This is a genomic window from Streptomyces eurythermus (assembly GCF_014649115.1).
Taxonomy (GTDB): Bacteria; Actinomycetota; Actinomycetes; order Streptomycetales; family Streptomycetaceae; genus Streptomyces; species Streptomyces eurythermus.
Map to the genome: position 1 here is coordinate 271,340 of NZ_BMSK01000010.1, position 21,478 is coordinate 292,817.

The 21,478-nt window shown below is 73.7% G+C and carries 15 protein-coding genes; 7 read left to right on the forward strand and 8 right to left on the reverse strand.

The window, feature by feature from the left end; genetic code table 11:
* The first annotated feature begins 55 nt into the window (after positions 1–55).
* The gene (locus IE251_RS21075) at positions 56–232 is read left to right on the forward strand and encodes a S1 domain-containing protein (RefSeq protein WP_189754536.1); all 177 of its coding nucleotides are present in this window, start codon (positions 56–58) and stop codon (positions 230–232) included.
* 94 nt (positions 233–326) lie between these two features.
* Here IE251_RS21075 and IE251_RS21080 read toward each other — a convergent pair whose 3' ends face one another.
* Positions 327–788: a DUF4442 domain-containing protein gene (locus IE251_RS21080; protein ID WP_189754537.1), complete on the reverse strand. Its 462-nt coding sequence runs from the start codon at positions 786–788 to the stop codon at positions 327–329.
* 62 nt (positions 789–850) lie between these two features.
* On the opposite strand from IE251_RS21080, the gene IE251_RS21085 reads away from it, so the two are divergent.
* Positions 851–1,966, forward strand: a complete 1,116-nt coding sequence (locus IE251_RS21085; RefSeq protein WP_189754538.1) for a DUF8017 domain-containing protein — start codon at positions 851–853, stop codon at positions 1,964–1,966.
* Between the two features lie 11 nt (positions 1,967–1,977).
* Here the strand turns inward: IE251_RS21085 and IE251_RS21090 are convergent, their stop codons facing one another.
* Complete coding sequence (locus IE251_RS21090) at positions 1,978–2,823, reverse strand: spermidine synthase (RefSeq protein ID WP_189754539.1); 846 nt, start codon at positions 2,821–2,823, stop codon at positions 1,978–1,980.
* A 161-nt stretch (positions 2,824–2,984) separates the two neighbouring features.
* Here IE251_RS21090 and IE251_RS21095 point away from each other — a divergent pair, with 161 nt between their 5' ends.
* The 3 genes from IE251_RS21095 (at position 2,985) to IE251_RS21105 (ending at position 4,923) form a co-directional block, all read left to right on the forward strand.
* Positions 2,985–3,818, forward strand: coding sequence for a TVP38/TMEM64 family protein (locus tag IE251_RS21095; protein ID WP_189754540.1), 834 nt, complete (start codon positions 2,985–2,987; stop codon positions 3,816–3,818).
* 88 nt (positions 3,819–3,906) lie between these two features.
* Positions 3,907–4,350, forward strand: coding sequence for a plasmid transfer protein KilB (gene kilB, locus IE251_RS21100; RefSeq protein ID WP_189754541.1), 444 nt, complete (start codon positions 3,907–3,909; stop codon positions 4,348–4,350).
* Between the two features lie 102 nt (positions 4,351–4,452).
* On the forward strand, positions 4,453–4,923 hold the full coding sequence (locus tag IE251_RS21105) for a winged helix-turn-helix transcriptional regulator (protein WP_189754542.1): 471 nt from the start codon (positions 4,453–4,455) through the stop codon (positions 4,921–4,923).
* Between the two features lie 30 nt (positions 4,924–4,953).
* On the opposite strand, the gene IE251_RS21110 is transcribed toward IE251_RS21105, so the two are convergent.
* On the reverse strand, positions 4,954–5,643 hold the full coding sequence (locus tag IE251_RS21110) for an HAD family hydrolase (protein WP_229896871.1): 690 nt from the start codon (positions 5,641–5,643) through the stop codon (positions 4,954–4,956).
* A gap of 108 nt (positions 5,644–5,751) precedes the next feature.
* Between IE251_RS21110 and IE251_RS21115 the strand changes: the two genes are divergently transcribed.
* Both IE251_RS21115 and IE251_RS21120 read left to right on the forward strand, forming a co-directional pair.
* Complete coding sequence (locus tag IE251_RS21115) at positions 5,752–6,636, forward strand: hypothetical protein (protein WP_229896872.1); 885 nt, start codon at positions 5,752–5,754, stop codon at positions 6,634–6,636.
* A gap of 139 nt (positions 6,637–6,775) precedes the next feature.
* The gene (locus IE251_RS21120; RefSeq protein WP_189754544.1) at positions 6,776–7,651 is read left to right on the forward strand and encodes an undecaprenyl-diphosphate phosphatase; all 876 of its coding nucleotides are present in this window, start codon (positions 6,776–6,778) and stop codon (positions 7,649–7,651) included.
* A gap of 36 nt (positions 7,652–7,687) precedes the next feature.
* Here IE251_RS21120 and IE251_RS21125 read toward each other — a convergent pair whose 3' ends face one another.
* The 5 genes from IE251_RS21125 to IE251_RS21145 form a co-directional block, all read right to left on the reverse strand.
* Positions 7,688–8,974, reverse strand: a complete 1,287-nt coding sequence (locus IE251_RS21125) for an MFS transporter (RefSeq protein WP_189754545.1) — start codon at positions 8,972–8,974, stop codon at positions 7,688–7,690.
* Between the two features lie 86 nt (positions 8,975–9,060).
* The gene (locus IE251_RS21130) at positions 9,061–14,226 is read right to left on the reverse strand and encodes a non-ribosomal peptide synthetase (protein WP_189754546.1); all 5,166 of its coding nucleotides are present in this window, start codon (positions 14,224–14,226) and stop codon (positions 9,061–9,063) included.
* A gap of 35 nt (positions 14,227–14,261) precedes the next feature.
* Positions 14,262–17,393 (reverse strand): non-ribosomal peptide synthetase, encoded by a 3,132-nt coding sequence (locus tag IE251_RS21135; RefSeq protein ID WP_189754547.1) that lies wholly within the window; start codon positions 17,391–17,393, stop codon positions 14,262–14,264.
* Entirely contained in the window at positions 17,390–18,652 is a 1,263-nt protein-coding gene (locus IE251_RS21140) for an ATP-grasp domain-containing protein (RefSeq protein ID WP_189754548.1), read from the reverse strand. Before IE251_RS21140 ends, IE251_RS21135 begins: the two co-directional genes overlap by 4 nt.
* Positions 18,649–21,423: an amino acid adenylation domain-containing protein gene (locus IE251_RS21145; RefSeq protein ID WP_189754549.1), complete on the reverse strand. Its 2,775-nt coding sequence runs from the start codon at positions 21,421–21,423 to the stop codon at positions 18,649–18,651. Before IE251_RS21145 ends, IE251_RS21140 begins: the two co-directional genes overlap by 4 nt.
* Positions 21,424–21,478 lie beyond the last annotated feature (55 nt).

A 21,478-nucleotide genomic window follows, 5' to 3' on the forward strand; every position in this document is an offset into this window, starting at 1 on the left:
TGCTCTGCTCACCGGGGGAGAGCAGTGGTTCCCGCAATCCACGGAGGAGCAGACCATGCCGCTCGGAAGGATCGCCGTCTACAACGACACGGACGGCGTGGGCATCATCACCGGCGAGGACGGCGAGAGGCGCCCTTTCTCCTGCATGGAGACGCAGACGACCCGCGAGGGTCAGCGGGTCGCCTTCGAGGTGATCGGCGCGAAGGCGACCAACGTGGTCGCCATCCGGTGACCCCGCCCCGGACACCGGTGATCCCGCCCCGAACGCCGGCACCCCGCCCCGGTGTCGACGGGGCGGGGCGCGGTGTCGTCCGGGCCGGCGCGGGTTACTTCGCCCCGTCGGCCGGCCGGAGCGTCCACAGGACGCTCATCTCGCCGGTCACCGCGCCGTCCGCGCGCCGTATCTCGACCGACACGGGGAACTCGGGGCGCTGTCCGGCGTCGAGTTCGGCGACGACCTCGGCGGCCGGGCGGCCCAGCGTCGCGGTCGCGGTGACGACGCCCATCGCCAGCTTCTTGTAGGCGATCTCGGCCCGTACGGCGAGCGGCACGGCACGCGAGAGCTGGTCCCCGAAGGCGGCCAGCACGATGGCGCCGCTGGCCGACTCCCCGAGGGTGAACATCGCGCCGGCGTGCGGGCCGCCCACGTGGTTGTGGTACGCGTCCTGGTCCGGCAGGGACACCACGGCCTTGTCGGCCGTGGTCTCCAGGAACTCCAGGTTCAGGGTCCGGGCCATGGGCACGGTGGCGGCGAGCATCTCGCCGATCGACATCTGGTCTGCGCTCATGGCCGCCATGTTACTCACGAGTAGCAGGGGCTGGCCAGAGAAGCGCACTAGGGTTACGGGCCATGTGGCCAGATCAGCAGCCGCCAGGGGGCGCGCAGAACCCGCAGCACGATCCGCGGCAGAATCCGTACCAGCAGCCGGGACACCCGCAGCCGAACGCGTATCAGCAGCCCGGACACCAGCAGCACCCGCAGCAGGGCCCGTACGGGCAGCAGCACCCCGGCACGCCCTACGGACAGCAGCCCCCCAGCGCCCCGTACGGGCAGCAGCCGCAGACCGCCCCGTACGCGCAGGCGCAGACCGTCCCCTACGGGCAGCCGCCGCAGTGGGGACAGCCGTCCGCGCCCGAGCCCCCGCGCGGCGGCGGACGTACGAAGCTGGTCGCCGTCGTCGCGGCCACCGCCGTCGTGGTCACCGCGGCCGTCACCGGCTTTCTGGTGCTGGGCGGTTCGAAGGACGACGAGGCGGACGACGGCAAGGACGCGCGGACCACGAGCCCCTCGCCGACCGCCACCTCGCCCGCCTCGCCGGCCCCGACCGACAACCCCCGCTCCGGCGAGGCCGTGAAGCCGACGGTCGCGGGCTGGAAGGTCGTGGTCAACCCCAAGTACGGCACGGCCTTCGACGTGCCGGCCGACTGGGAGGTGCAGCGGACCGGCGTCTTCACCTTCTTCGAGGACAAGCAGAAGGGTGACGGCTCGGCGTACATCGGCATGTCCGGCACGTCGTCCCTCGAGCCGCGCTACTGCGTCTCCGACGACGACAAGGACGGCAGGGAGGAGACGTCGTCGCTGGCCGTGGCCGGCACCAAGGGCGAGATGGGCGCCAAGGACACCGCGAGCATCGCCCGGGGCGACTCGGCCGCCTTCGCGTTCGGCGGGTTCACGGACCAGTCGAAGGCGGCCAAGAAGTACCTGCACATCGGCGAGGCGAAGTCCTTCACCACCGCGTCGGGCGTCACCGGCAGCGTCGCGACGTCGTACGTCAGCGGTGTGCCGAAGAAGAACAAGTGCGACACCGACGGCAAGGCGGTCACGTTCGCCTTCAAGAACTCCTCGGGCAACTTCGTGTCGTGGTCGCTGTACGGCACGAAGGGCGTCGAGGACGAGCTGTCGGACGCGACCATCGACAAGATCCTCGCCACGGTACGGCTGCACGGCGACCCGACCGTGGAGTGACCGCGTCCGTCTCAGCCGATGCCGAACGCCCCGTCGGGGGGCTCGGGTGAGGGTACGGCGTCGGCGTCCTCCACCGGCCGCGCCGACCCGGTGAACCGCCGTACGGCGGCCCCGTGTTCGACGCGTGCGGGGAAGGCGTCCGCCGCGGTGCGCCGGGCCAGCGCGGCGGTGTCCAGGGGCCGGTGGGAGGCCGCGACCACCACGTTGCCGAACCGCCGTCCGCGCAGCACCGCGGGTTCGGCGATCAGCGCGACCTCCTCGAACACCGCAGCCAGCGTGGCCAATTGGGAGCGCAGGAAGCCGAACGGCGCGGCGTCGGCGAGATTGGCCAGGTAGACCCCGTCCGGTCGCAGCACCCGCTCGGCCGTGCGGACGTAGGCGAGCGTGGTGAGGTGGGCGGGCACCCGGGAGCCGCCGAACACGTCGGCGATCAGCACATCGGCCCGGTCGTCCGGCGCGGTGCGGAGCCAGTCCCGGGCGTCGGCCGCGTGCAGCGCGATGCCCGAGCCGGCCGGCAGCGGCAGCTGCTCGGTGACCAGCTCCAGCAACCCCCGGTCCGCCTCGACGACGTCCTGCCGGGAGCCGGGCCGGGTGGCGGCCACATACCTCGGCAGGGTCAGCGCGCCCCCGCCGAGGTGCACCACGTCCAGCGCCCGCCCGGCCTCGGCCACGGTGTCCAGCACGTGCCCCAGCCGCCGCGCGTACTCGAACTCCAGGTACGCCGGGTCGTCCAGGTCCACGTACGACTGCGGGGCCCCGTCGACCGTGAGCAGCCAGGCCCGCTCCCGGTCGACGTCGGGCATCAGCCGGGCGGTGCCGTGGTCGGTGGTCCGGGAGACGGGTATCGATTCGTTCACCCGACCATTCTGGGCCCCGTGTCCAGCCGGCCCTTGCGGATCCCCGGCGGTACGTCACCGCACGTCCCGGGCGGCACCGGCCGCCGTCGCCGCCCGCCCGGTACGGCACGGGAGTTCGGTTCATACGGCGATCACACATGTGCGTCGGTTAGTGTCTGCGGATGCTCGATGCCAACCGCTCTGGCACCGCCCCGACCTCTCCCCCGGCTGCCACGCCCGCTCCCCCGGCCGGCGCGCCCTCCCTCCTGGCCGCCGCGCCCGGGCCGGCCCTCACCCCGGCCGGCCCCGGTACCGCGGCGGTGCCCGTGCTGCCGCGCGCCGGGTGGGCCGGGCGCTGCACACGGCTGCTGCTGTCCCCCTACGCCCGGCTGTCCCTGCTGCTCGCGCTGCTGGCGGGCGGGGCGGCGGGGGTGCTGGTGTGCGAACCGCAGCGGCTGCTCACGCACGGCTGGCCACCACAGCTCGGCGGGGCCGCGGCCGCCCTGGTGTTCGCGGCGGCGTACGGGCTGTGCACCGTGGTGTTCGTGCCGCGCCCCCTGCTGAACCTGGCCGCGGGCGCGATGTTCGGCTCCCAGGTGGGGCTGGCGACGGCGCTCGCGGGCACGGTGCTCGGTGCCGGGGTGGCGTTCGGGCTGGGCCGGGCGCTCGGACAGGACGCGCTGCGCCCGCTGCTGCGGGGCCGCTGGCTGAAGGCGGCCGACGGCCAGCTCAGCCGGCACGGGTTCCGGTCCATGCTGGCCCTCCGGCTGTTCCCGGGCGTGCCGTTCTGGGCGGCGAACTACTGCGCTGCCGTCTCCCGTATGGGCCCGCTGTCGTTCCTGCTGGCCACCGCCCTCGGTTCGATCCCGAACACGGCCGCCTACGCGGTCGCCGGCGCCCGCGCCTCGGCGCCGACCTCCCCCGCCTTCCTGATCGCGATGGCCTGCGTCGCCGTACCGGCCCTGGCGGGCACGGTGGTCGCCTGGCGCAAGCGGCACCGGCTGCGCGCCGGGTGAACCGTCGCGTCCGTCCGCCGAGCCGTGCCAGGATCCGCAGAGCCGTGCCGGGAGGCCGGCCGGGGAGCCGTGCCAGGAGGGGTGTCCGATGTGGTCCAGCGTCATCGCCGTGGCCGGCACGCTGCTCGGCGGCGCGCTGACCGGGCTGCTCCAGCTGCGGCGCGAGCGGGCCGCCCGCGACGAGCGCCGGGCGGAGGCGCTGCGGGTGGCGCTGGGCGAGCTGGTGGCGGCCCTGGGTGACCACCGGCGGGCCCTGTGGCACCGCGAGGACCTGGTGCTGAGCGGCGCGGGCCAGGAGGCCGTCGACGCGGCCCGGGCGCAGAGCCGTGCCACCCGCTCCGCGGTGACCTCCCCGCTGGTCGCGGTCTGCGTCCTCGAACCGGCCCTCACCGGACCGGCCCGCCAGGCGGCCCTGGCCGCGTTCGCCCTCCGCGAGGCGCCCGACCGTGCCGAGCTGGCCGCCCGCCGGGAGGCGGCGATCACGGCGACGGACGACCTGGTCGCCGCGGCGGGGCGGGTGATGGCTCCATGAGCCGGGCGACGTCCGACGGCCGTGGCGAGGGTACGGCGACCGTGGCACGGGCTCGCACGGCTTGCAAAGTTGGGAAAACAAACCCTCACCTAGACTGACTTCATGGCCGCTACGAAGGACCCGCGCCCCTGCTCGATCGCCGACGCCCTCGCACTGGTCGGCGAGAAGTACTCCCTGCTCGTCCTGCGGGAGGTCTGCCTGGGCAACGGCCGCTTCGACCAGCTCGTACGCAACATCGGCGCACCGCGCGACGTCCTGGCCGCCCGGCTGCGCCGGCTCGTGGAGGCCGGCATCCTCACCAAGCGCCTGTACAGCGAGCGCCCTCAGCGCTTCGAGTACCGGGCCACGCAGGCCGGGCTGGAGCTGGAGCCGGTGCTGACGACCCTGAGGGAATGGGGCGACCGCCACCTGCGCAAGGACACCGACCCGCCCATGGTCGTCGAGCACAGCTGCGGCAGCCGACTGGTGTCGGTGGTCACCTGCCAGGCCTGCGGCGGGACCGTGCGCCACGAGGACCTGACCGCGCGTCCGCAGGCCCCGGGCTGGACCCTCTCGGGGCCGGTGACCACGTGAGGCCGCCGGGGCCGACGGCACCGGGGGCCGTCAGAAGTGCTCGGCCAGGTCCGTGAAGCGCTCCACCTGGAGCAGTCGTTCGGTAGCCTCGGGGAACGGATGGTGTTCCAGCACCCAGGTGTCGGGGTGCGGTACGTACACCGCGCCCAGCCCGGCGGCGAGCGCCGGCACGATGTCGGACTTCGGGGAGTTGCCGATCATCCATGTCCGCGCGGTGTCGGCCTTCAGGTCCTCCACCACCGTGGAGTACGTCTCGACCGTCTTCTCCGGCACGATGACGATCCGCTCGAACAGCGGCCCCAGTCGCGAGCGTTCCACCTTCGCCGCCTGCTCCTCGTGGTCACCCTTGGTCAGCAGCACCAGGCGGTGCCGGGTGCGCAGACCGGCCAGCGTCTCCTCCACGCCCGCGATCAGCACCGGCTCCTGGCGCAGGATCCGCTCGCCCAGCTCGGCGATCGCCTTGCCGTGGTCGTCGGTCGCCCGCGCCTCGTGCACCCGCTCGTAACAGTCGTGCAGGCTGCGCACGAAGCTCTTCGCGCCATAGCCGTACACCTGGCAGTTCTCCCGCTCGACGTCGTCCAGGACCTGCCGCAGTCCGGCCCGCGAGAGCGATGCGTGAGCGAGCAGGTCGAGGAACTCCTCGATCGCCCGCTCGAAGTAGATGTTGTTCTCCCACAACGTGTCGTCCCCGTCGACGAGAAGACACTGATCGACCCTCAAGCAGACCTCCCGGCCGCATCGTCGGAACCCTCGGGCACGTCCCATTACACAGTTGCGACGATGGGTGAGTCATGTCGTTTTCCCCTGTGAGGCGATCCCTTGAGAACGGTGGCACTGCGTCCCCATGCCCTGCTGCCCGGGCGGTACGACCAGCGGAAGGTGCTGGCGACCACGGTGGACGCGTGGGGCCGGGCCCTCTGGCTGGTCTGCCCGGAAGCGGAACTCCGGCCGAACCCGTACGGCAGGCCCTCCCCGCACCCCCGCACCGACCCCTACGACGCGCTGCTCGTCGTCGCCGACGGCGGCACGTTCCGGGAACTGCCGTTGCGTGACATCACCTTGCGGGTGAGCCGTCTGGACGCCCTGCCCAACGGCCGGCTCGTCCTGTACGGCTACGAGGCCGCGGGAGACCGGAACGCGCAGATCTACGGCCGCGACGGCCGGCGCCGGCGACGCTTCGCGCTGGGGAGCGCGGTCGAGTTCCTGATGGCGGACCGGCGGCACCACCTGTGGAGCGCCTACGGCGACGAAGGCGTCTACAGCGACCCGCTCAGCGCCCCCGGTCTGGTCCGCTGGGACAGCGGCGGCAATCGCCGTTGGGGGTACTCCGCCCCGAAGGGCGTCGAATACATCGACACGGTCTACGCCTTCAACGTCGGCGACGGTGTCGCGTGGGCGAGCTACTACCCGACCTTCCCGCTGCTGGAGGCCCGGGCCGACGGCCGGATCCGGCTGCGGAGGAGTCCCGTGGCCGCCCCCAGCGGGCTGGCCGTGGACGGAGACCGGCTCGTCATGCTGGGCGGCGACCGGCAACCGGACCGCCTGCAGCGCTGCCGTCTGACGGCGGACGAGGTCCTGCCGGTGGAGGAGGCCCGTCTCACCCTCCCCGACGGCACGCCCCTGAAGCGGTACGCCCCTTGCGTCGGACGGGGCCGGCACCTGTATGTGCGCGGCCGGTCGCGTGGGCAGTGGTACGTGACGAGCGTCCGGTAGGCCGTACGGCCAGGGCCCGCTGCCGCCGTGGACGGCCGAAGTGCGCGGCCCCTGTTGCCGTGTTGCCGGGCGGGCCCGCTACCCTTCCTTCGTCACATGATCACCTCTTCTCCTTTCAGCACTTGGACGCCATACCTTCATGTCTTGGTTTGAATCCCTCGTCCTCGGACTCGTCCAAGGGCTGACCGAGTTCCTGCCCGTCTCCTCCAGCGCGCACCTGCGGCTGACCGCCGCGTTCTCCGGCTGGCAGGACCCCGGCGCGGCCTTCACGGCGATCACCCAGATCGGCACCGAGACCGCGGTGCTCATCTACTTCCGCAAGGACATCGGCCGGATCATCACGTCCTGGTTCCGCTCGCTGTTCGACAAGTCGATGCGCCGGAACCACGACGCGCAGATGGGCTGGCTGGTGATCGTCGGCTCGATCCCCATCGGTCTGCTGGGTGTGACGCTGAAGGACCAGATCGAGGGGCCGTTCCGCGATCTGCGGGTCACCGCGACGATGCTCCTCGTCGTCGGCGTGGTCATCGGCATCGCCGACCGGTTGGCGGCCCGCGACGAGACGGGGCGCCGGCACCGGGCGCCCAAGCAGCGCAAGACACTGGAGAACCTGGGCGTCAAGGACGGCCTGATCTTCGGGCTCTGCCAGGCCTGCGCGCTCATCCCCGGCGTCTCCCGCTCCGGCGCGACCATCAGCGGCGGCCTGTTCATGGGCTACAAGCGGGAGGCCGCGGCCCGCTACTCCTTCCTGCTCGCCATCCCGGCCGTGCTCGCCTCCGGCGCCTTCGAGGTGAAGGACTCGCTGAGCGAGGGCCACGTGGACTGGGGGCCCACCCTGTTCGCGACGGTGATCGCGTTCGCCTCGGGGTACGCGGTCATCGCCTGGTTCATGAAGTGGATCTCCAACAAGAGCTTCATGCCGTTCGTCTGGTACCGCGTCGCCCTCGGGATCGTGATCATCGCCCTGGTGAGCATGGACGTCCTGAGCCCCCACGCCGCCGAGTCGGCGGGCTAGCCGGCCGCGGCGCGCGGCCCCTGGGGCCGCGAGGGATCAGGCATGCTCGGTGACCCCCTTGCCGGCCGGGGCCGGACGCCGGGCGGCGGCGACCAGCGGCCGCACCGCGAGCGTGGCGATCGCCAGACAGCCGGCGAAGACCACCCAGCCGGCCGTGCCGCGGTCGATCACCCCCGCGGTCACGATCGTCGGGCCGACGACGAACTGCAGACCGGTGCCGAGGTTGAAGGTGGCGAGGTACTCGGCCCGGCCCTCCTCGGGCGCCAGGGCGTAGGAGACGCCCCAGCCGCCCGCCGACTGGAACAGCTCGGCGCCCGTCATCACGATGACACCGGCGATCAGCAGCGCGACGACCCCGGCGGTCGCGTCGATGTGGGCCGCGGCGATGAAGAGCAGGCAGCAGCCGACCAGCGCCCAGCCGCCGCGGCGCAGCGCGGTGACGCTGCCGTCGAGGGTGTCGGAGCCCTTGGACGCCCACACCTGCCCGAGCACGGCGACGACCGTGTTGACCACGAGCAGCACGCCGACCGTGGACCGGGGCGCGCCGGTGTGCAGCGTCACCCACAGCGGGATGCCGACGCCGAGCAGCGAGATGTGCAGACTGAGCACACCGTTGATCCCGGCGACGGCCAGGTGGCGCGGGTTGCGCAGGTGGTGCAGGCGCAGGGGTGCGCGCCGGGCCGAGCCGGTCTCGCCGTCGGCCGCGGGGGCCGCGGCCAGCATGGCGGCCGCGGCGAGACAGAACACGGCGTTGCCCAGCATGATCATGTTGAACCCGGTGCGGGTCCCGTAGCCGATCGCGACCGTGGCGGCCAGGCCGCCGAGGGAGAATCCGACGTTGTAGACGACCCGGGAGCGGGCCATCATCGCCAGCCGGCCGTCGGCGCCGACGGTGCGCTCCACGAGGGCCTGGTAGATCGGCGAGAGGGCCTGCTGTCCGACGCCGATCATCGCGACGGCGATCAGGAACTGCCAGTAGGAATCGGCGAGCAGCAGGGCGCCGAAGCTCAGGGCCCGCCAGACGTGCAGCAGCGCGAGGACCTGGCGCGGGCCGTGGCGGTCCGCCAGCCAGCCGAGGACCGGTTGGCAGGCCAGGCCGAGCAGCCCGGCGACGGACAGGCCGAAGCCGACCTGTGCCGCGCTCAGGCCGAGGACGGCCACGAAGTAGACGGCCGAACCGGCCAGGTAGAGACCGGTTCCGGTGCTGTCGATGAGACCGATGCCGAGGAGGGTGCGGGCACCGCGCAAGTCGGCCGCGGGGCCGAGGAGGGCGAGGGCGAGCCGGCGGCGCCCAGGGGGGACGGGGGGTTCGGGGGTGGTCATGGGGCTGGCTCCTCAGGGACGGGCCGGGTGGGGGGACGGGGGAGGAACGGGTCTCCTCCCCCGCTCGGGTGCGGGTGCCGGGCGGGTCAGCGGTCACCGCGTGGTGTGTCGTGGACCGCCGTGGCCAGCAGGTCCGCGACCGCCTCCGGCCGGGTCCGCGCGAAGTAGTGGCCGCCGTGCGTGAGTTCGGCCAGCCGCGGTGCGCGGACCGCCGTCTCCCAGGCCCCGTACGCCTCGCCGTAGCCCTCGGTGGCCGGGTCGTCGGCCGCGATCACCACGGTGCACGGCACGTCCAGCGGCTCCGGCGGCGCGGTGCGCAGACCGAGCAGGTACGTGTTGCTGGTCAGCGAGTCGTGGCGGAAGGTGCGCACGAGCAGGTCGCGGGTCGCCTCCTCGGCCGAGTCGATCGCCGTCGAGCCCGTCCAGTCCACGACCAGGTCGCGTACGTCGTCGAAGGAGAGCCGCTCGGCGTTGCCCAGGGTGTCGCGGATGGTGCCGGCATCGGCGAGCAGCTTGGCCGCCAGGAACAGGTGCCGTACCGTGCGGCCCCGTGCGGTGAGCAGCCGGGCCAGGGCGAGGGCCAGGGCCGAGCCGACACAGTGGCCCCACAGCACCAGCGGTCCGCCGGTCGTCGCGTCGATCTCGGCGGCCAGCCGTGCGCAGAGGTCGTCGAAGGGCAGCAGGTCGGCGTCCGACGACCCCGGAGCGTGCCCGGGCAGTTCGGCGGCGGCCACGGCGACCGTGCCGTCACGCCGGGCGAGCTCCTGTGCGACCGGGCGGAAGTGCACGGCGTTGCCTCCCGCGTAGGGCAGGAAGACGACGGTCGCCGCCGCGTCGGCGGGTTCGGTGAACCGGGCCAGCAGCGTTCCCTCCTCGGAGGAGACCGAGGGGGCCGGGCCGGCCTTCTCCGCCGCGGCCTCCGCGAGTTCGCCGAGGATGGAGTTGCGCATCACGTCCCGCAGCGACACCCACTCCTTCAGCTGCACGCTCACGCGCAGCGCGGCCAGCGAGTTGCCGCCGATGTCGAAGAAGTCGTCGTCGATGCCGATGTCGTCCGGTTCGGTCTCCAGGACCCCGGCCCAGACGGCTCGGATCCGCTCGACGAACGGTGCGAGGGCGTCCTCGGCGTCCGGGCGGGCCGTCGGCCGGGCCGTCGCGGGCGCGGCCGGCGCCCGTACGGCCGCCGCGGGGGAACCGTCCGGGTCCGCGAACTCGAGGACGCCGTCCGGGCGCCAGAAGCCGCGCCGCCCCGTGGGGCGCCCCGCGATCACCACGTCGCCGGTCGTCCCGATGGGCGCGGCCGTCCCGCCGACCGCGTCGACCACCGTCGGTGCGTCCGGGTGGCCCGCGCTGAACGCGGCCAATTCCGCCAGCTCCGTCTCGTCCAGCAGCACCGCGGAGTGATGCGGGGCGTCGGGCGTGTCGACCATGTGTGTCAGGGCCCGGCGGTAGTACCCGCCGATCCGCTCGATGTGCTCGGGGTCGAACGCCCCGGTGTGGTAGTGCAGGCTCAGCTGCACCTCGTCGGTGTAGAAGTGCTGCGAGAACTCCGCGCGCAGCGGGAACTCGGTGATCGCCGCCGCCCGTACGTCCAGGAGCGCGAACTCCGGCAGGTCCTTGAGCGCCTTGAGCGAGTGGAAGTGCGTGAAGTTGAAGACCGTCTCGAACAGCGGGTCGGTGGTCCGCTGGTCCTGCTTCACCTTCGCCATCGGATACCGCCGGTAGGGCAGCAGTTCGGCCTCGCTGCGGTACGTCTGCCGGATCAGGTCCGTCCATGTCCCCTCGTCCACCTTTACTCGCAGGGGCATGGTGTTGAGGAAGACGCCCAGCGCGCGGTCCGCGCCCGGCAGTTCGGGCCGGCCGCCGTGCTCGTACCCGGTGATGACGTCGAGGTTTCCGCACAGCAGGGTGTGCACCCGCAGATGCGCGGCGAGCAGGACGTTCTTCACCGGTACGCCCAGCCGCCCGGCCAGGTCCACGATGCGGTCCGACAGGCCCTGAGGCAGGTCGATGTCCCGGAACACCACGTCCAGGCGTTCGCCGGCCCCGGCCGGCCGCAGCCGCGGGATCTCGGTGCGCGGCCGCCCCTCCAGCGCCTTGCGCCAGAACTCCCGGAAGTCCGGCGAGCCGATGGCGTGCCGCTCCAGGCCGATGAAGTTGCGCAGATGGTTGACCGCCGGGGGCAGCTCGACGGGCCGCCCCTCCAGCAGGGCGTAGTAGATGCCGAACAGCTGGACGTGCACCTGGTTGATGCTCCAGCCGTCCAGTGCGGAGTTGTGCTGGCTGACGCTGTAGCGGTAGAGGCCGTCGGACAGGATGTGGATGTGGAACCGGAACAGCCCCGGCTTGTCCCAGGCGAAGGGCCGGTTCTGCTCGCGGTGGAACCACTCGTCGTACCAGGCGTCCTGCTTGCCCGCGTCGAGGTGCCGGATGTCGTGGACGACGAGCGGCAGTTCGTCGGTCCGCTCGTGCACCAGTTGCAGGTACTCCGAGTACCCGTGCAGGTGGTAGCTCGTGCGGAAGATCGGGTTGCGTTCGACCAGGACGCGTACCGCCTCGCGGAACAGCCCGGGGTCGATGGAGCTCTGGATCAGGTAGCTGATGATGTCGTGGTAGCTCGTGTTGCCGTGCATGATCTCGCTCTGGTAGATCAGCCCGGACTGGAGCATGGCCATCGGGTAGGCGTCCTCGACGCCCTCGGGGATCAGGGCCCGGTCGCGGTCGCCGATCAGCTCGAAGGGCCCGAACTCCGTCGGCAGGGCGTCCCCGGCCGCCGCTTCGCCGACGCCCGCCGCGAGTTCCCGCACCGTGGGATGGGCGAAGAGCTGCTGGAAGGTGAACTCCATGCCTGCCTTGCGGGCCTTGGCGAGCACCGAGACGAAGTGGATGGAGTTGCCGCCCAGCGCGAAGAAGCTGTCCGTGGCGCCGACCCGCTCCACGCCCAGCGCCTCGGCCCAGATGCCGGCCAGGGCCCGTTCGGCGTCCGTCGCGGGCGCAACGTACTCGGTGGCCCGTGCGGCCGGCTCGGGCAGCGCCGAGCGGTCGAGCTTGCCGTTGGGTGACAGGGGGAAGGCCGCGAGCGGGACGATCCGCTCGGGGACCATGTACGCGGGCAGGGTGACGGCGGCGTGTGCGCGCAGGTCCTCCTCGGTGACGTCGCCGGCCGAGACGACGTACCCGTACAGCCGGCCCTGGCCGTCGTCGCCGGTCCGCAGCACCACGACGGCGTCGGTGACCTCCGGGTGGGCCAGCAGCCGCTGCTCGATCTCGCCCGGCTCGATGCGGTACCCGCGCAGCTTGACCTGGAAGTCGATGCGGCCGAGGTACTCGATGGCGCCGTCGGGCAGCCGCCGTACCAGGTCGCCGGTGCGGTAGGCGCGGTCCTCGCCGGGCAGCGGGCCGGTCACGAAGCGCTCGGCGGTGAGTTCCTCGCGGTGCAGATAGCCGCGGGCGAGTCCGGCGCCGGCGATGTACAGCTCGCCGGGCATGCCGACCGGCAGCTCGCGGCCCGCGGGGTCGAGAACGTACAGCCGGGTGTTGTCGATGGGCAGGCCGATCGGCACGACGGTGTCGTCGGCGGTGGTGCGATGGTGGCTGACGTCGACGGTGGCCTCGGTGGGGCCGTACAGGTTCACCAGTTCGGCACCGGTGCCGAGCTGGTGGAACGCGGTCACGTGGTGCCGGCCGAGGGCCTCGCCGCTGGCGAAGACGCGGCGCAGCGACGCCAGTCGGGAGGTCGCGCCCACGGCGCCGGCGTAGTCCAGGAACGCGCCGAGCATCGTGGGGACGAAGTGCGTGACGGTCACGCCGTGCCGGTCGATCGCCTCGACGATCGCTCCCGGTTCCCGCTCGCCCCGCGGTTCGAGCAGGCACACGGCGGCGCCTTCGACCAGCCACCAGAACAGCTCCCACACCGAGACGTCGAACGCGGTCGGGGTCTTGTGGAGGATGACGTCGTCGGCGCCGAGGGGGTAGGCGCGCTGCATCCAGTGCAGGCGGTTGACGACACTGCGGTGTTCCACGACGACACCCTTGGGCAGGCCGGTGGAGCCGGAGGTGTAGATGACGTACGCGGCGTCGTCGGGGCTGCCGAAGGGGACCGGTCCGGGCGTTTCCGCTTCGCATGTCTCCCGCACCGCCTCGTCGAGGGCGATCACGGTGGCGCCGGTCCGAGGCAGCCGGCCGGCCGAGGCGGCGTCGGCCAGCACCAGGCTCGTCCGGCTGTCGGACACCATGTGGGCCAGCCGCTCCCGCGGCAGCGACGGGTCCAGCGGCAGATAGGCGCCGCCGGCCCGGATCACGGCGACGATCCCGGCCAGCGCCGCGAAGGACCGCTCCGCCAGCACCCCCACGATCACGTCCCGCCCGACACCGCCGGACCGCAGGCGTGCCGCCAGGTGGGCGGTCACCCGGTCCAGCTCGGCGTAGGTGTAGGAGCGTTCGGCGGTGACGATCGCGGTCTGTCCGGGGCGGGCCGCCATGGTCCGGGCGAACAGCTCGCCGAGCGTCACCCGGTCCGGGAAGGGGTGCGCGGTGTCGTTCGCGGCCGCGGTGATCCTTCGGTCGTCCTCGGTGCGCAGGTCGAGTGCGGCCAGCGGCTGACGTGGCGCGGTCAGCGCCGCGGCCAGGAGGGTGCGGCACCGCTCGGCGAGCAGGTGCGCGGACTCCGGCAGGAAGCGGCCGCCGTCCACCCGGACGACGATCGAGCGCCGGTCCGCGCCGAAGCCGATGACGGTGTCGACGGCGGGAAGCGGGTCGTCGACGGGCACGGCGTCGCCGAGGACGACGACCTCCGGCGGGTCGGCCACCAGCTCGACCGGGTAGTCCTCGTACGGGCGGCTCTCACCGACCGCCGAGCCGAGGCGGGCCGCGACCGCGGCGAGCGAGTCGTCGTCGGTGAGGGTGGTGCGCAGCGGGACGATGCCGGCGAGGGCCCCCGGGGCGCCGGGAAGCCGGCCGATGACCAGGTCGTCGACGCCCGCGTAGGAGCGCAGCAACGCGAGGGCGGCAGAGGCCAGCAGCACGGTGGCGGCCTCGGCGTTCCCCCGGCTGACGGCCTCGAGGCGCGCGCCGGTGCCGGCGTCCAGTGGCAGCTCGGCCGTGTGGCGGTGGGGTGCGCGGTCGTCGGTGGGCCGGTCGGCGGGGAATCCGACGGCGGTCGCGCCGGCCAGACGCGAGGTCCAGAACGCGGCGGCCTCCGGGCGCTGGGCCGCCGCTACGCGCCGCTGGCCTGCGGTGAGGTCGGACCTCATGGGGACGGCTCCTTCGGTGTGATTCATGGTCGTTTTCAGAAGTCGAAGTCGAAGGCCGGCACGGCCGCGGGCGCTGCCTCGGGGGCGGCGGACGGCGGCACGACCGGCCCGTCGGGGTCGTCCAGCAGCCGGTCCACGGTCGCCAGCAGGAGTTCCTTGAAGGTCTCGACGGTCGGCGGGTCGAACAGCTCGGTCGAGTACTCCCAGTCGGCCCGGAGCCCCGACGGGTGGTCGTACACCTGGAGGTTCAGGTCGAACATGGTGTGGCCGGGGAACAGCGGGCGCAGGGTCCGCGGTGCGCCGAGGAAGTCGACGGCGAGCAGATCCGCGGAGTGCAGGGCGAGCATGGTGTCGAACAGCGGGGCGCGGCCCGGGGTCTGCCCGGCACCGGTCGACGCGGCCAGTTCGTCGAGGCCGCAGGCGCTGTGCGCGAGCGCCTCGCCGACGCGCCGCGCGGCCTGGGTGACCAGGGAGGCCGGCGGCGCCCCGGCAGCGGCGTCGAGCCGTAGGCAGACGGTGTCCACGAACATGCCGACGGTCCGGTCGAACGCGGCCTCGGCGCGGCCGATCACCGGCACCCCCATGGTGACGTCGGCGCTCCCCGTCAGCGTGCGCAGGAACGCGCCGTAGGCGGCGGCGAGCACGGGGAACAGCGTGGTCCGCCGCTCGGCGGCCAGCGCGCGCATCCGTGCGGTGCGCTCCGGTCCGAAGTCCAGCCGCGTGGTGGCGCCGGCGAAGGTCCGCAGCGCCGGGCGCGGCCGGTCCGCGGGCAGCTCGGGCCTGGCCGGCGCCGTGCGGAAGACGTCGTTCCAGTAGGCCCGGTCGGTCTCGCGCCGGGCCGCCGCCGCCTCGCCCTCGGACCAGGCGAGGTAGTCGGCGAACGACCGCGCGGGCGCCTCGACGGGACGCCCGTGGTAGGCGGCGTCGATGTCGGCGAAGACCCGGCGCAGCGAGTCCCCGTCCAGGATCAGGTGGTGCGTGTCGACGAAGAGCTGTGCCCCGTCCGCGTCCCGGAACAGGGCCGCGCGCAGCAGCGGTGCGCTCTCGAGCGCGATCGGCCGGATCTCCGCGGCGGGGTCCAGCGGCGCGTGCCGCCGCTCCAGGTGGAAGTCCACCGTGGGCACGACGCGCTGCACGGGGCCGTCCGGCCCGTCGGCGAACTCGGTGCGCAGTGCGTCGTGGGCCGCGATGACCTGTGCGAAGGCCCGCTCCAGGCCGGCCGGATCGACGTCGGGTGGCAGGTCGATCAGCAGCGCGACGTTGTACTGGACCGTCTCCGGCCTGCTGCGCTGCGCGGCGTACAGGGCGCGCTGCGCCGGTGTCAGGGCGAAGGTGGCGCGCCGCTGTCCTCCGTCCGGGCCGGTACGGGTCTCGGGGGGCGCGCTGTCCAGGATCGCGGCCAGCTCACGGATCGTCGGCCGGCTCAGGATCTCCGAGACCGCGAGGGTCCGGCCGAACTCGTCCGCGATCGCCCGTGACAGGCGGGCCGCCCCGAGCGAGTCGACGCCGAGGTCGAACAGCGAGTCCAGGACACCGGGTGTGTCGATGCCCGGCAGTGCCTCCCAGAGGGAGACGAGCCGTTTCTCGGCCTCGGACTCGGCGGGTACGTACTCCTCGGGCAGGTCCGGCATCGTCGTCGCGTCGGGCAGCGCCGCCCGGTCCACCTTGCCGTGTGCGGTCAGCGGCAGTTCGTCGAGGACGACCAGATAGCCGGGCACCAGATGGGGGGAGAGCTTCGATGCCAGGTGGGCGCGCAGGTCGCGGCTGTCCAGCCGGCCGGTGGCCGCGACGTACCCGACGAGGTAGCGGTCGGCCGGTTCCGGGCCCCGGTCGCGCGGGACGACGACCGCGTCGGTGACCTCGGGGTGGCCGCGCAGGGCCTCCTCGATCTCGCCGGGCTCGATGCGGAAGCCCCGCACCTTGACCTGGTTGTCGGCCCGGCCGAGGAACTCGATGACCCCGTCCGCGCGTCGCCGGGCCAGGTCACCGGTCCGGTACATGCGCCCGCCGGGGCGGAAAGGGTCGGTGAGGAAGCGTTCCGCGGTGAGTTCGGGGCGGTTCAGATAGCCCAGTGCGACGCCGTCCCCGCCGACGTACAGTTCGCCGGCCGTGCCGGGCGGCACGGGGCGGCGGGCCTCGTCGAGGACGTAGGCCGAGGAGTTGGCCGGTGGCAGGCCGATCGGGATCGTCCCCGAGGTGTCGGCCCCGGTGATGGTGTGCAGGGTGGAGAACGTCGTGTTCTCGGTGGGCCCGTAGCCGTTGACGACGCGCAGGTGGGGGCAGGCCGCCATGACGGCCGCGACGTGCCGGCCGACGACGACGTCCCCGCCGACGAACAGTTCCCGCAGCGGCGCGAACAGGCCGGGTTCCTGCCCGGCGAGCTGGCTGAACAGCGGCGCCGTCAGCCACAGCGTGTTCGCGGCGTGCTCGCGCAGCGCGGCGCCGAGCCGGGCGGCGTCCAGGATGGTGTCGTCGTCCACCAGCACCACGGAGCCCCCGGCCAGCAGCGGCCCCCAGACCTCGAAGGTGGTCGCGTCGAACGAGACCGCCCCGGTCTGCAGGACCCGCATGTCCGGGCCGAAGCGGGCGAACCCCGAGTTGATCACCAGCCGCAGGACGTTGCGGTGCGAGACGACGACGCCCTTCGGGACTCCGGTGGACCCCGAGGTGTACATCACGTAGGCGGGGCTGCCGGCCCGGACGTCGGCGGGCAGGGCGGTGTCCGGCGGGCCGCTCGCGCCGGCGTCCAGCACCGGCACCCCGGCGGGGGCGGCGGTGCCCGTGCCGATGACGGCCTTCGCCCCGCTGTCGGCCAGCAGCAGGGCGACCCGCCGGGCGGGTTCGCGCGGGCTCACGGGCAGCATCGCCGCGCCCGCCTTCAGGACCGCCAGATACGCGGTGATCCAGGCGGCGCCGCGGCCCAGCCGTACCGCCACCAGGTCGCCCGGCCGCACGCCGGCCGCGACCAGCGCCCTGGCCGACGCGGTGGACGCCTCGTGCAGTTCTCCGTAGGTCATCGAGGCCGTCGGGGTGACCAGGGCGGTGCGGTCCGGGGTGGTCCCGGCGATCCGGGTGAAGACCTGGTGGACGGTCGCGTCACGCGGATAGTCGGCGGCCGGACCGTGCGCGCCCGGCCCGGGGTCTGTCGGGGAGAAGGTGGCTGTCATGTCGTCGGCCTGTCCGGCTCGGAGCGGAAAACGGGGCGGAAGGCCGCCTGGACGGAGGTCACGGTGGCTTCCAGGGCGGCGTGGTCGGGGGCCTGTCCGTAGACGACGCCGAGGTGGCTCTGCGTCCCCTCCCGCCGGTCGTAGGTCCGGCCGGGGACGGCGTGGATCTCCACGTGGTCGACGCCGGGCAGCGCCGTGAGCTGGTCCACGCCCTCGACGGCGCTCAGCGTGCCGCCGCCGTCGTCCGGGACCGCCAGGAAGTACTGGTAGGTGACGCCCTGGAACCGTGGGGTCAGGTCGCCGCGGACCGGCCGGCCCAGGGCGTCGTCGATGGCGAGCCGGATCAGGTTGATCCCGGTGGCACGCTTGAGGATCTCCGGCACGTAGCCGCCGACGCGGCCGTTGACCTCGATGACCCGCGGTCCGTCAGGGGTCAGTTTGATCTCCGTGTGGGTGACGCCGCTGCTCACGCCGAGCGCCTTGACCGCGGCCGCCTCGACGGCCAGTACGGCGTCCTGGTCGGCGGCGCTCAGCGAACACGGCAGCAGCATCCCGGTCTCGCGGAACGGCTCGGCCAGCCGGAACTTGCCGGTGACGCAGACCTGCCGGGAGCCGGTGTCCGTGTGCACGGACTCGACCGAGACGTAGTCGCCGAAGAACGCCCCGGCGACGCCCGGGTCCCCCCGCAGCAGCTCCTCCACGACGAACTCGCCGTCGTCCGGCAGCGCGCCGAGGACCGTTTCGGCCTCCTGGGCCGTCGTGAGCCGGAAGGTGTCCTTGCTGCCCGCGCCGCGGCGCGGTTTCACCACGGCCGGCAGGCCCACCGCCTCGACGGCGGCCCGCGGGTCCGGTGACAGGGGCCGGAAGCGGGGGGTGTCGACGCCCGCGGCGGCGAGCGCGCCGCGCTGCTCGGCCTTGTCGGTCAGCAGGGCCACGGTCCGCGGGGCGTGGCCGCGCAGACCGAGGGCCTCGGCGAGGCGGGCGGTCTCGCCCAGCTGGTACTCGCTGAAGGTCACGATGCCCGTCGGCCGGTGCCCGGCCACGGCCCGCACCCGCTCGGCGTCGTCCAGTCCGGTCACGTCGCACAGTGCGCCGAGGGCGGCCAGGCCGGCCCAGGCCCCGGCGACGTGCGGCCGGTTCCGGTCGCCGACGAAGAGCAGGTCGCAGCCGCGGCCCGCGGCGGCGCGGATGGTGGCGCCGGAGGCCGAGCCGGTGTCGTACACGACCGCGAGCAGCGGCCGCCGTGATGCCGTCGTCATGCCGACGCGTCCTCGCTCCGGCGCGCGAACAGCTCGGCGAGCTCGGCCGGGGTGGCGTGGACGTACAGCTCGCGCAGCGAGATCGGGGGCAGGCCCGCGCGGCGCAGTGCGCCCGACAGGCGTACCGCGAGCAGTGAGTTGCCGCCGGTCTCGAAGAAGTCGTCGTCGGGTTCCGCGGTCTCGCCGAGCACCTCGGACCACGCGCTCAGGACCTGGCCGAGGAGGGTGCCGGTCGCGGCCGGGGCGGGTGCGGCGGCCGGCTCCGGCGCGGCCTTGGCCAGCTCCCTGAGCCGGGCCGAGTCCACCTTGCCGTTGATGGTCAGCGGCAGCGCGGCGAGGGGGGTGACCGTCGACGGCACCATGTAGGCGGGCAGGTAGGAGGCCATGCGCCGGCGGATGTCGTCCACGGCGCGGTCGCCGTCCACGACGACGTACGCCTCCAGCCGTGCGGTCGCCGAGTCGCCGGGCACGGCCTGGTGCACCGTGACGGCGGCCGCGGTCACCCCGGGGTCGGCGAGCAGCACCGAGCGGATCTCGTCCGGTTCGATGCGGAAGCCGCGCAGCTTCACCTGGCTGTCGATGCGGCCGAGGTGGTCGAGCCGGCCGTCCGGGTCGAGCCGTCCCAGGTCTCCGCTGCGGTACTGGCGGGTGCCGGTCACCGGGTCGTCGACGAAGCGCGCCGCGGTGAGTTCCGGCTGGTTCAGGTACCGGTCGGCGACACCCGCCCCGCCGACCCAGATCTCTCCCGGTACGCCGTACGGCAGCACCGCGCCCCTGCGGTCGCGTACCGAGACGGACCAGCCGGGCAGCGCGCGTCCCACCGAACGGCTCCCCGCCGCGGCGTCGCCCGGGGTCACCGTGCGGGCGGTGACATGGACGGTGGTCTCCGTGATGCCGTACATGTTCACGAGGCGGCAGCGGGTGGCGGGGTGCCGGCGGAACCAGCCCTGGAGCATGCGCACGTCCAGCGGTTCACCGCCGAAGACGACGAGGCGCACCGCGAGGGCGGTGCCCTTGCGCGCGTCGGCCTCCTGGAGGGCGGCGAACGCCGCCGGTGTCTGGCTGAGGACCGTGACGCCACGGGCGGCGAGGAGGTCGTGGAAGTCCTCGGGCGACCGGGCCGTGTCCGCTCCGACCACCACCAGGTGGCCGCCGGTCAGCAGGCAGCCCCAGATCTCCCAGACCGAGAAGTCGAAGGCGCTGGAGTGGAAGAACGACCACACGTCGCGGGAGCCGAGGGACATGTCCTCGCGGGTGGCGTCGACCAGTGCCGCCACGTTGGCGTGCGGGACCGCGACGCCCTTGGGCCGGCCGGTGGAGCCCGAGGTGTAGATGACGTACGCGATGCCGGCCGGGTCGGTCGCGGCCTCCCCGTCCGCCGGGGACGAGGCCAGGAGTTCCGCGGTGGTCACCGTCGGATGGTCGGGAAACGTCTCGTCATCGGCCGCGGCCGTCACGACCGTCTTCACCGCGGCGTCGGTGACGGTGTAGGCCAGACGCTCGGCCGGGTAGGCGGGGTCCACCGGTACGTAGGCGGCACCGGCCATCATCACGCCGAGCATGGCCGCGACGGTGTCGACGTCACGGCCGAGGCAGACGGCGACGTGGTCACCGGGGGCGACCCCGCGCTCGCGCAGCCCCGCCGCGATCCTGGCGCCGCGCTCGGCGAGTTCGCGGTAGGTCAGGGTGGTGGCGTGGTCGGACACGGCCGGGGCGTCCGGCTGGGCGCGGACGACGCCGGCGAAGGCGGCCGGGACGGTCGCCGGCCGGAATCCGGTACGGCCCGCGGTGCGGCCGCGTTCGACGATCCCGGCCGCCATGGCCTCGGGCAGCCGTGCCACCTCGTCGAGCGCCGCGTCGGTGGTGCCGAGCGCGTAGGCGTCCAGCAGGGCGCCGAGGACGTGGGCGAACTGCTCGGCGACCACCGGCGCCAGGACGGAGTCGTCGGTGGCGAGGGCGGCGGACAGACCGTGCCCCGGCGTCACCTCCACGGTGACCGTGACGGGGAACGGCGCGGCGGTGAAGGGGACGTAGCGGTCCCGGCCCGTCTCGACGACGAACACGCCGACCGCCGGATCGGTGCCGGCCTCGGCGGTGCCGACCGCCAGGGCGAGCGCGCCGAGGGACGGGGCGTCCTCGTCGTCCTCGGGGTTCGTCGTGGTGTGGCAGGTGACCGAGTCGTCGGCGAGCACCGCGAAGGGGGCCGAGTCCGCGAGGCGGTAGTGCGCCAGCGTCGCCGCCACGGCGTCCCGGGCCACCGCGGCGGCCTGTTTCGCGTCACCGACCCGTGCCCGGGCCGCCGGGACCGCGAGCCGGAGCGGCTCGCCGCGTCCCGTCCGTTCTCCGAGGCCCCAGGGGGCCGGGCCCGGGCGCGGCCCCGGCCCGGCCGGGAACGCCACGGTGACGTCCGCGCCCTGCGCCACGTCGGCGAGGGCGCCCAGACCGGACCGGCCGAGGCGGTCGCGGTGGGCCACTATCAGCAGGTCGGCGGTGCCGTCCGCGTAGGTCAGGACGGTCAGCCGGGCGACGCCGGCGACCGAGCGGCCGATCTCGCGGGTGCGGCGTTCCTCGGCGGCGGGGTCGTCGGCGGCGGCCGCGACGGACTCGTCCCAGACGCGGAGGCCGGCCAGTCCGGGCTGCCGTTCGGCGGCCGTGGCGAGCCGGCCGCGCAGGCCGTCGATGTCGGGGTCGCCCGCGAGGAGCCGCCGGATCAGGGCGTGGCTGCCTTTGTCGGTGGTGCTCCGCGCCGCTCGGGCGGTGGTCGGTGCCATGGTGGGCTGGTTCCTTCGGAGTTCAGCCGGCGGTGAGCCGGATTCGACGACGTGG

Excerpts from the sequence above, each read along its gene's own strand:
- IE251_RS21085 (WP_189754538.1), top strand. The coding sequence starts at position 851 with ATGTGGCCAGATCAGCAGCCGCCAGGGGGCGCGCAGAACCCGCAGCAC.
- IE251_RS21145 (WP_189754549.1), bottom strand. The coding sequence starts at position 21,423 with ATGGCACCGACCACCGCCCGAGCGGCGCGGAGCACCACCGACAAAGGC.
- IE251_RS21080 (WP_189754537.1), bottom strand. The coding sequence starts at position 788 with ATGAGCGCAGACCAGATGTCGATCGGCGAGATGCTCGCCGCCACCGTG.
- IE251_RS21095 (WP_189754540.1), top strand. The coding sequence starts at position 2,985 with ATGCTCGATGCCAACCGCTCTGGCACCGCCCCGACCTCTCCCCCGGCT.
- IE251_RS21125 (WP_189754545.1), bottom strand. The coding sequence starts at position 8,974 with ATGACCACCCCCGAACCCCCCGTCCCCCCTGGGCGCCGCCGGCTCGCC.
- IE251_RS21120 (WP_189754544.1), top strand. The coding sequence starts at position 6,776 with ATGTCTTGGTTTGAATCCCTCGTCCTCGGACTCGTCCAAGGGCTGACC.
- IE251_RS21105 (WP_189754542.1), top strand. The coding sequence starts at position 4,453 with ATGGCCGCTACGAAGGACCCGCGCCCCTGCTCGATCGCCGACGCCCTC.
- IE251_RS21075 (WP_189754536.1), top strand. The coding sequence starts at position 56 with ATGCCGCTCGGAAGGATCGCCGTCTACAACGACACGGACGGCGTGGGC.
- kilB (WP_189754541.1), top strand. The coding sequence starts at position 3,907 with ATGTGGTCCAGCGTCATCGCCGTGGCCGGCACGCTGCTCGGCGGCGCG.
- IE251_RS21135 (WP_189754547.1), bottom strand. The coding sequence starts at position 17,393 with ATGACAGCCACCTTCTCCCCGACAGACCCCGGGCCGGGCGCGCACGGT.
- IE251_RS21140 (WP_189754548.1), bottom strand. The coding sequence starts at position 18,652 with ATGACGACGGCATCACGGCGGCCGCTGCTCGCGGTCGTGTACGACACC.
- IE251_RS21130 (WP_189754546.1), bottom strand. The coding sequence starts at position 14,226 with ATGAGGTCCGACCTCACCGCAGGCCAGCGGCGCGTAGCGGCGGCCCAG.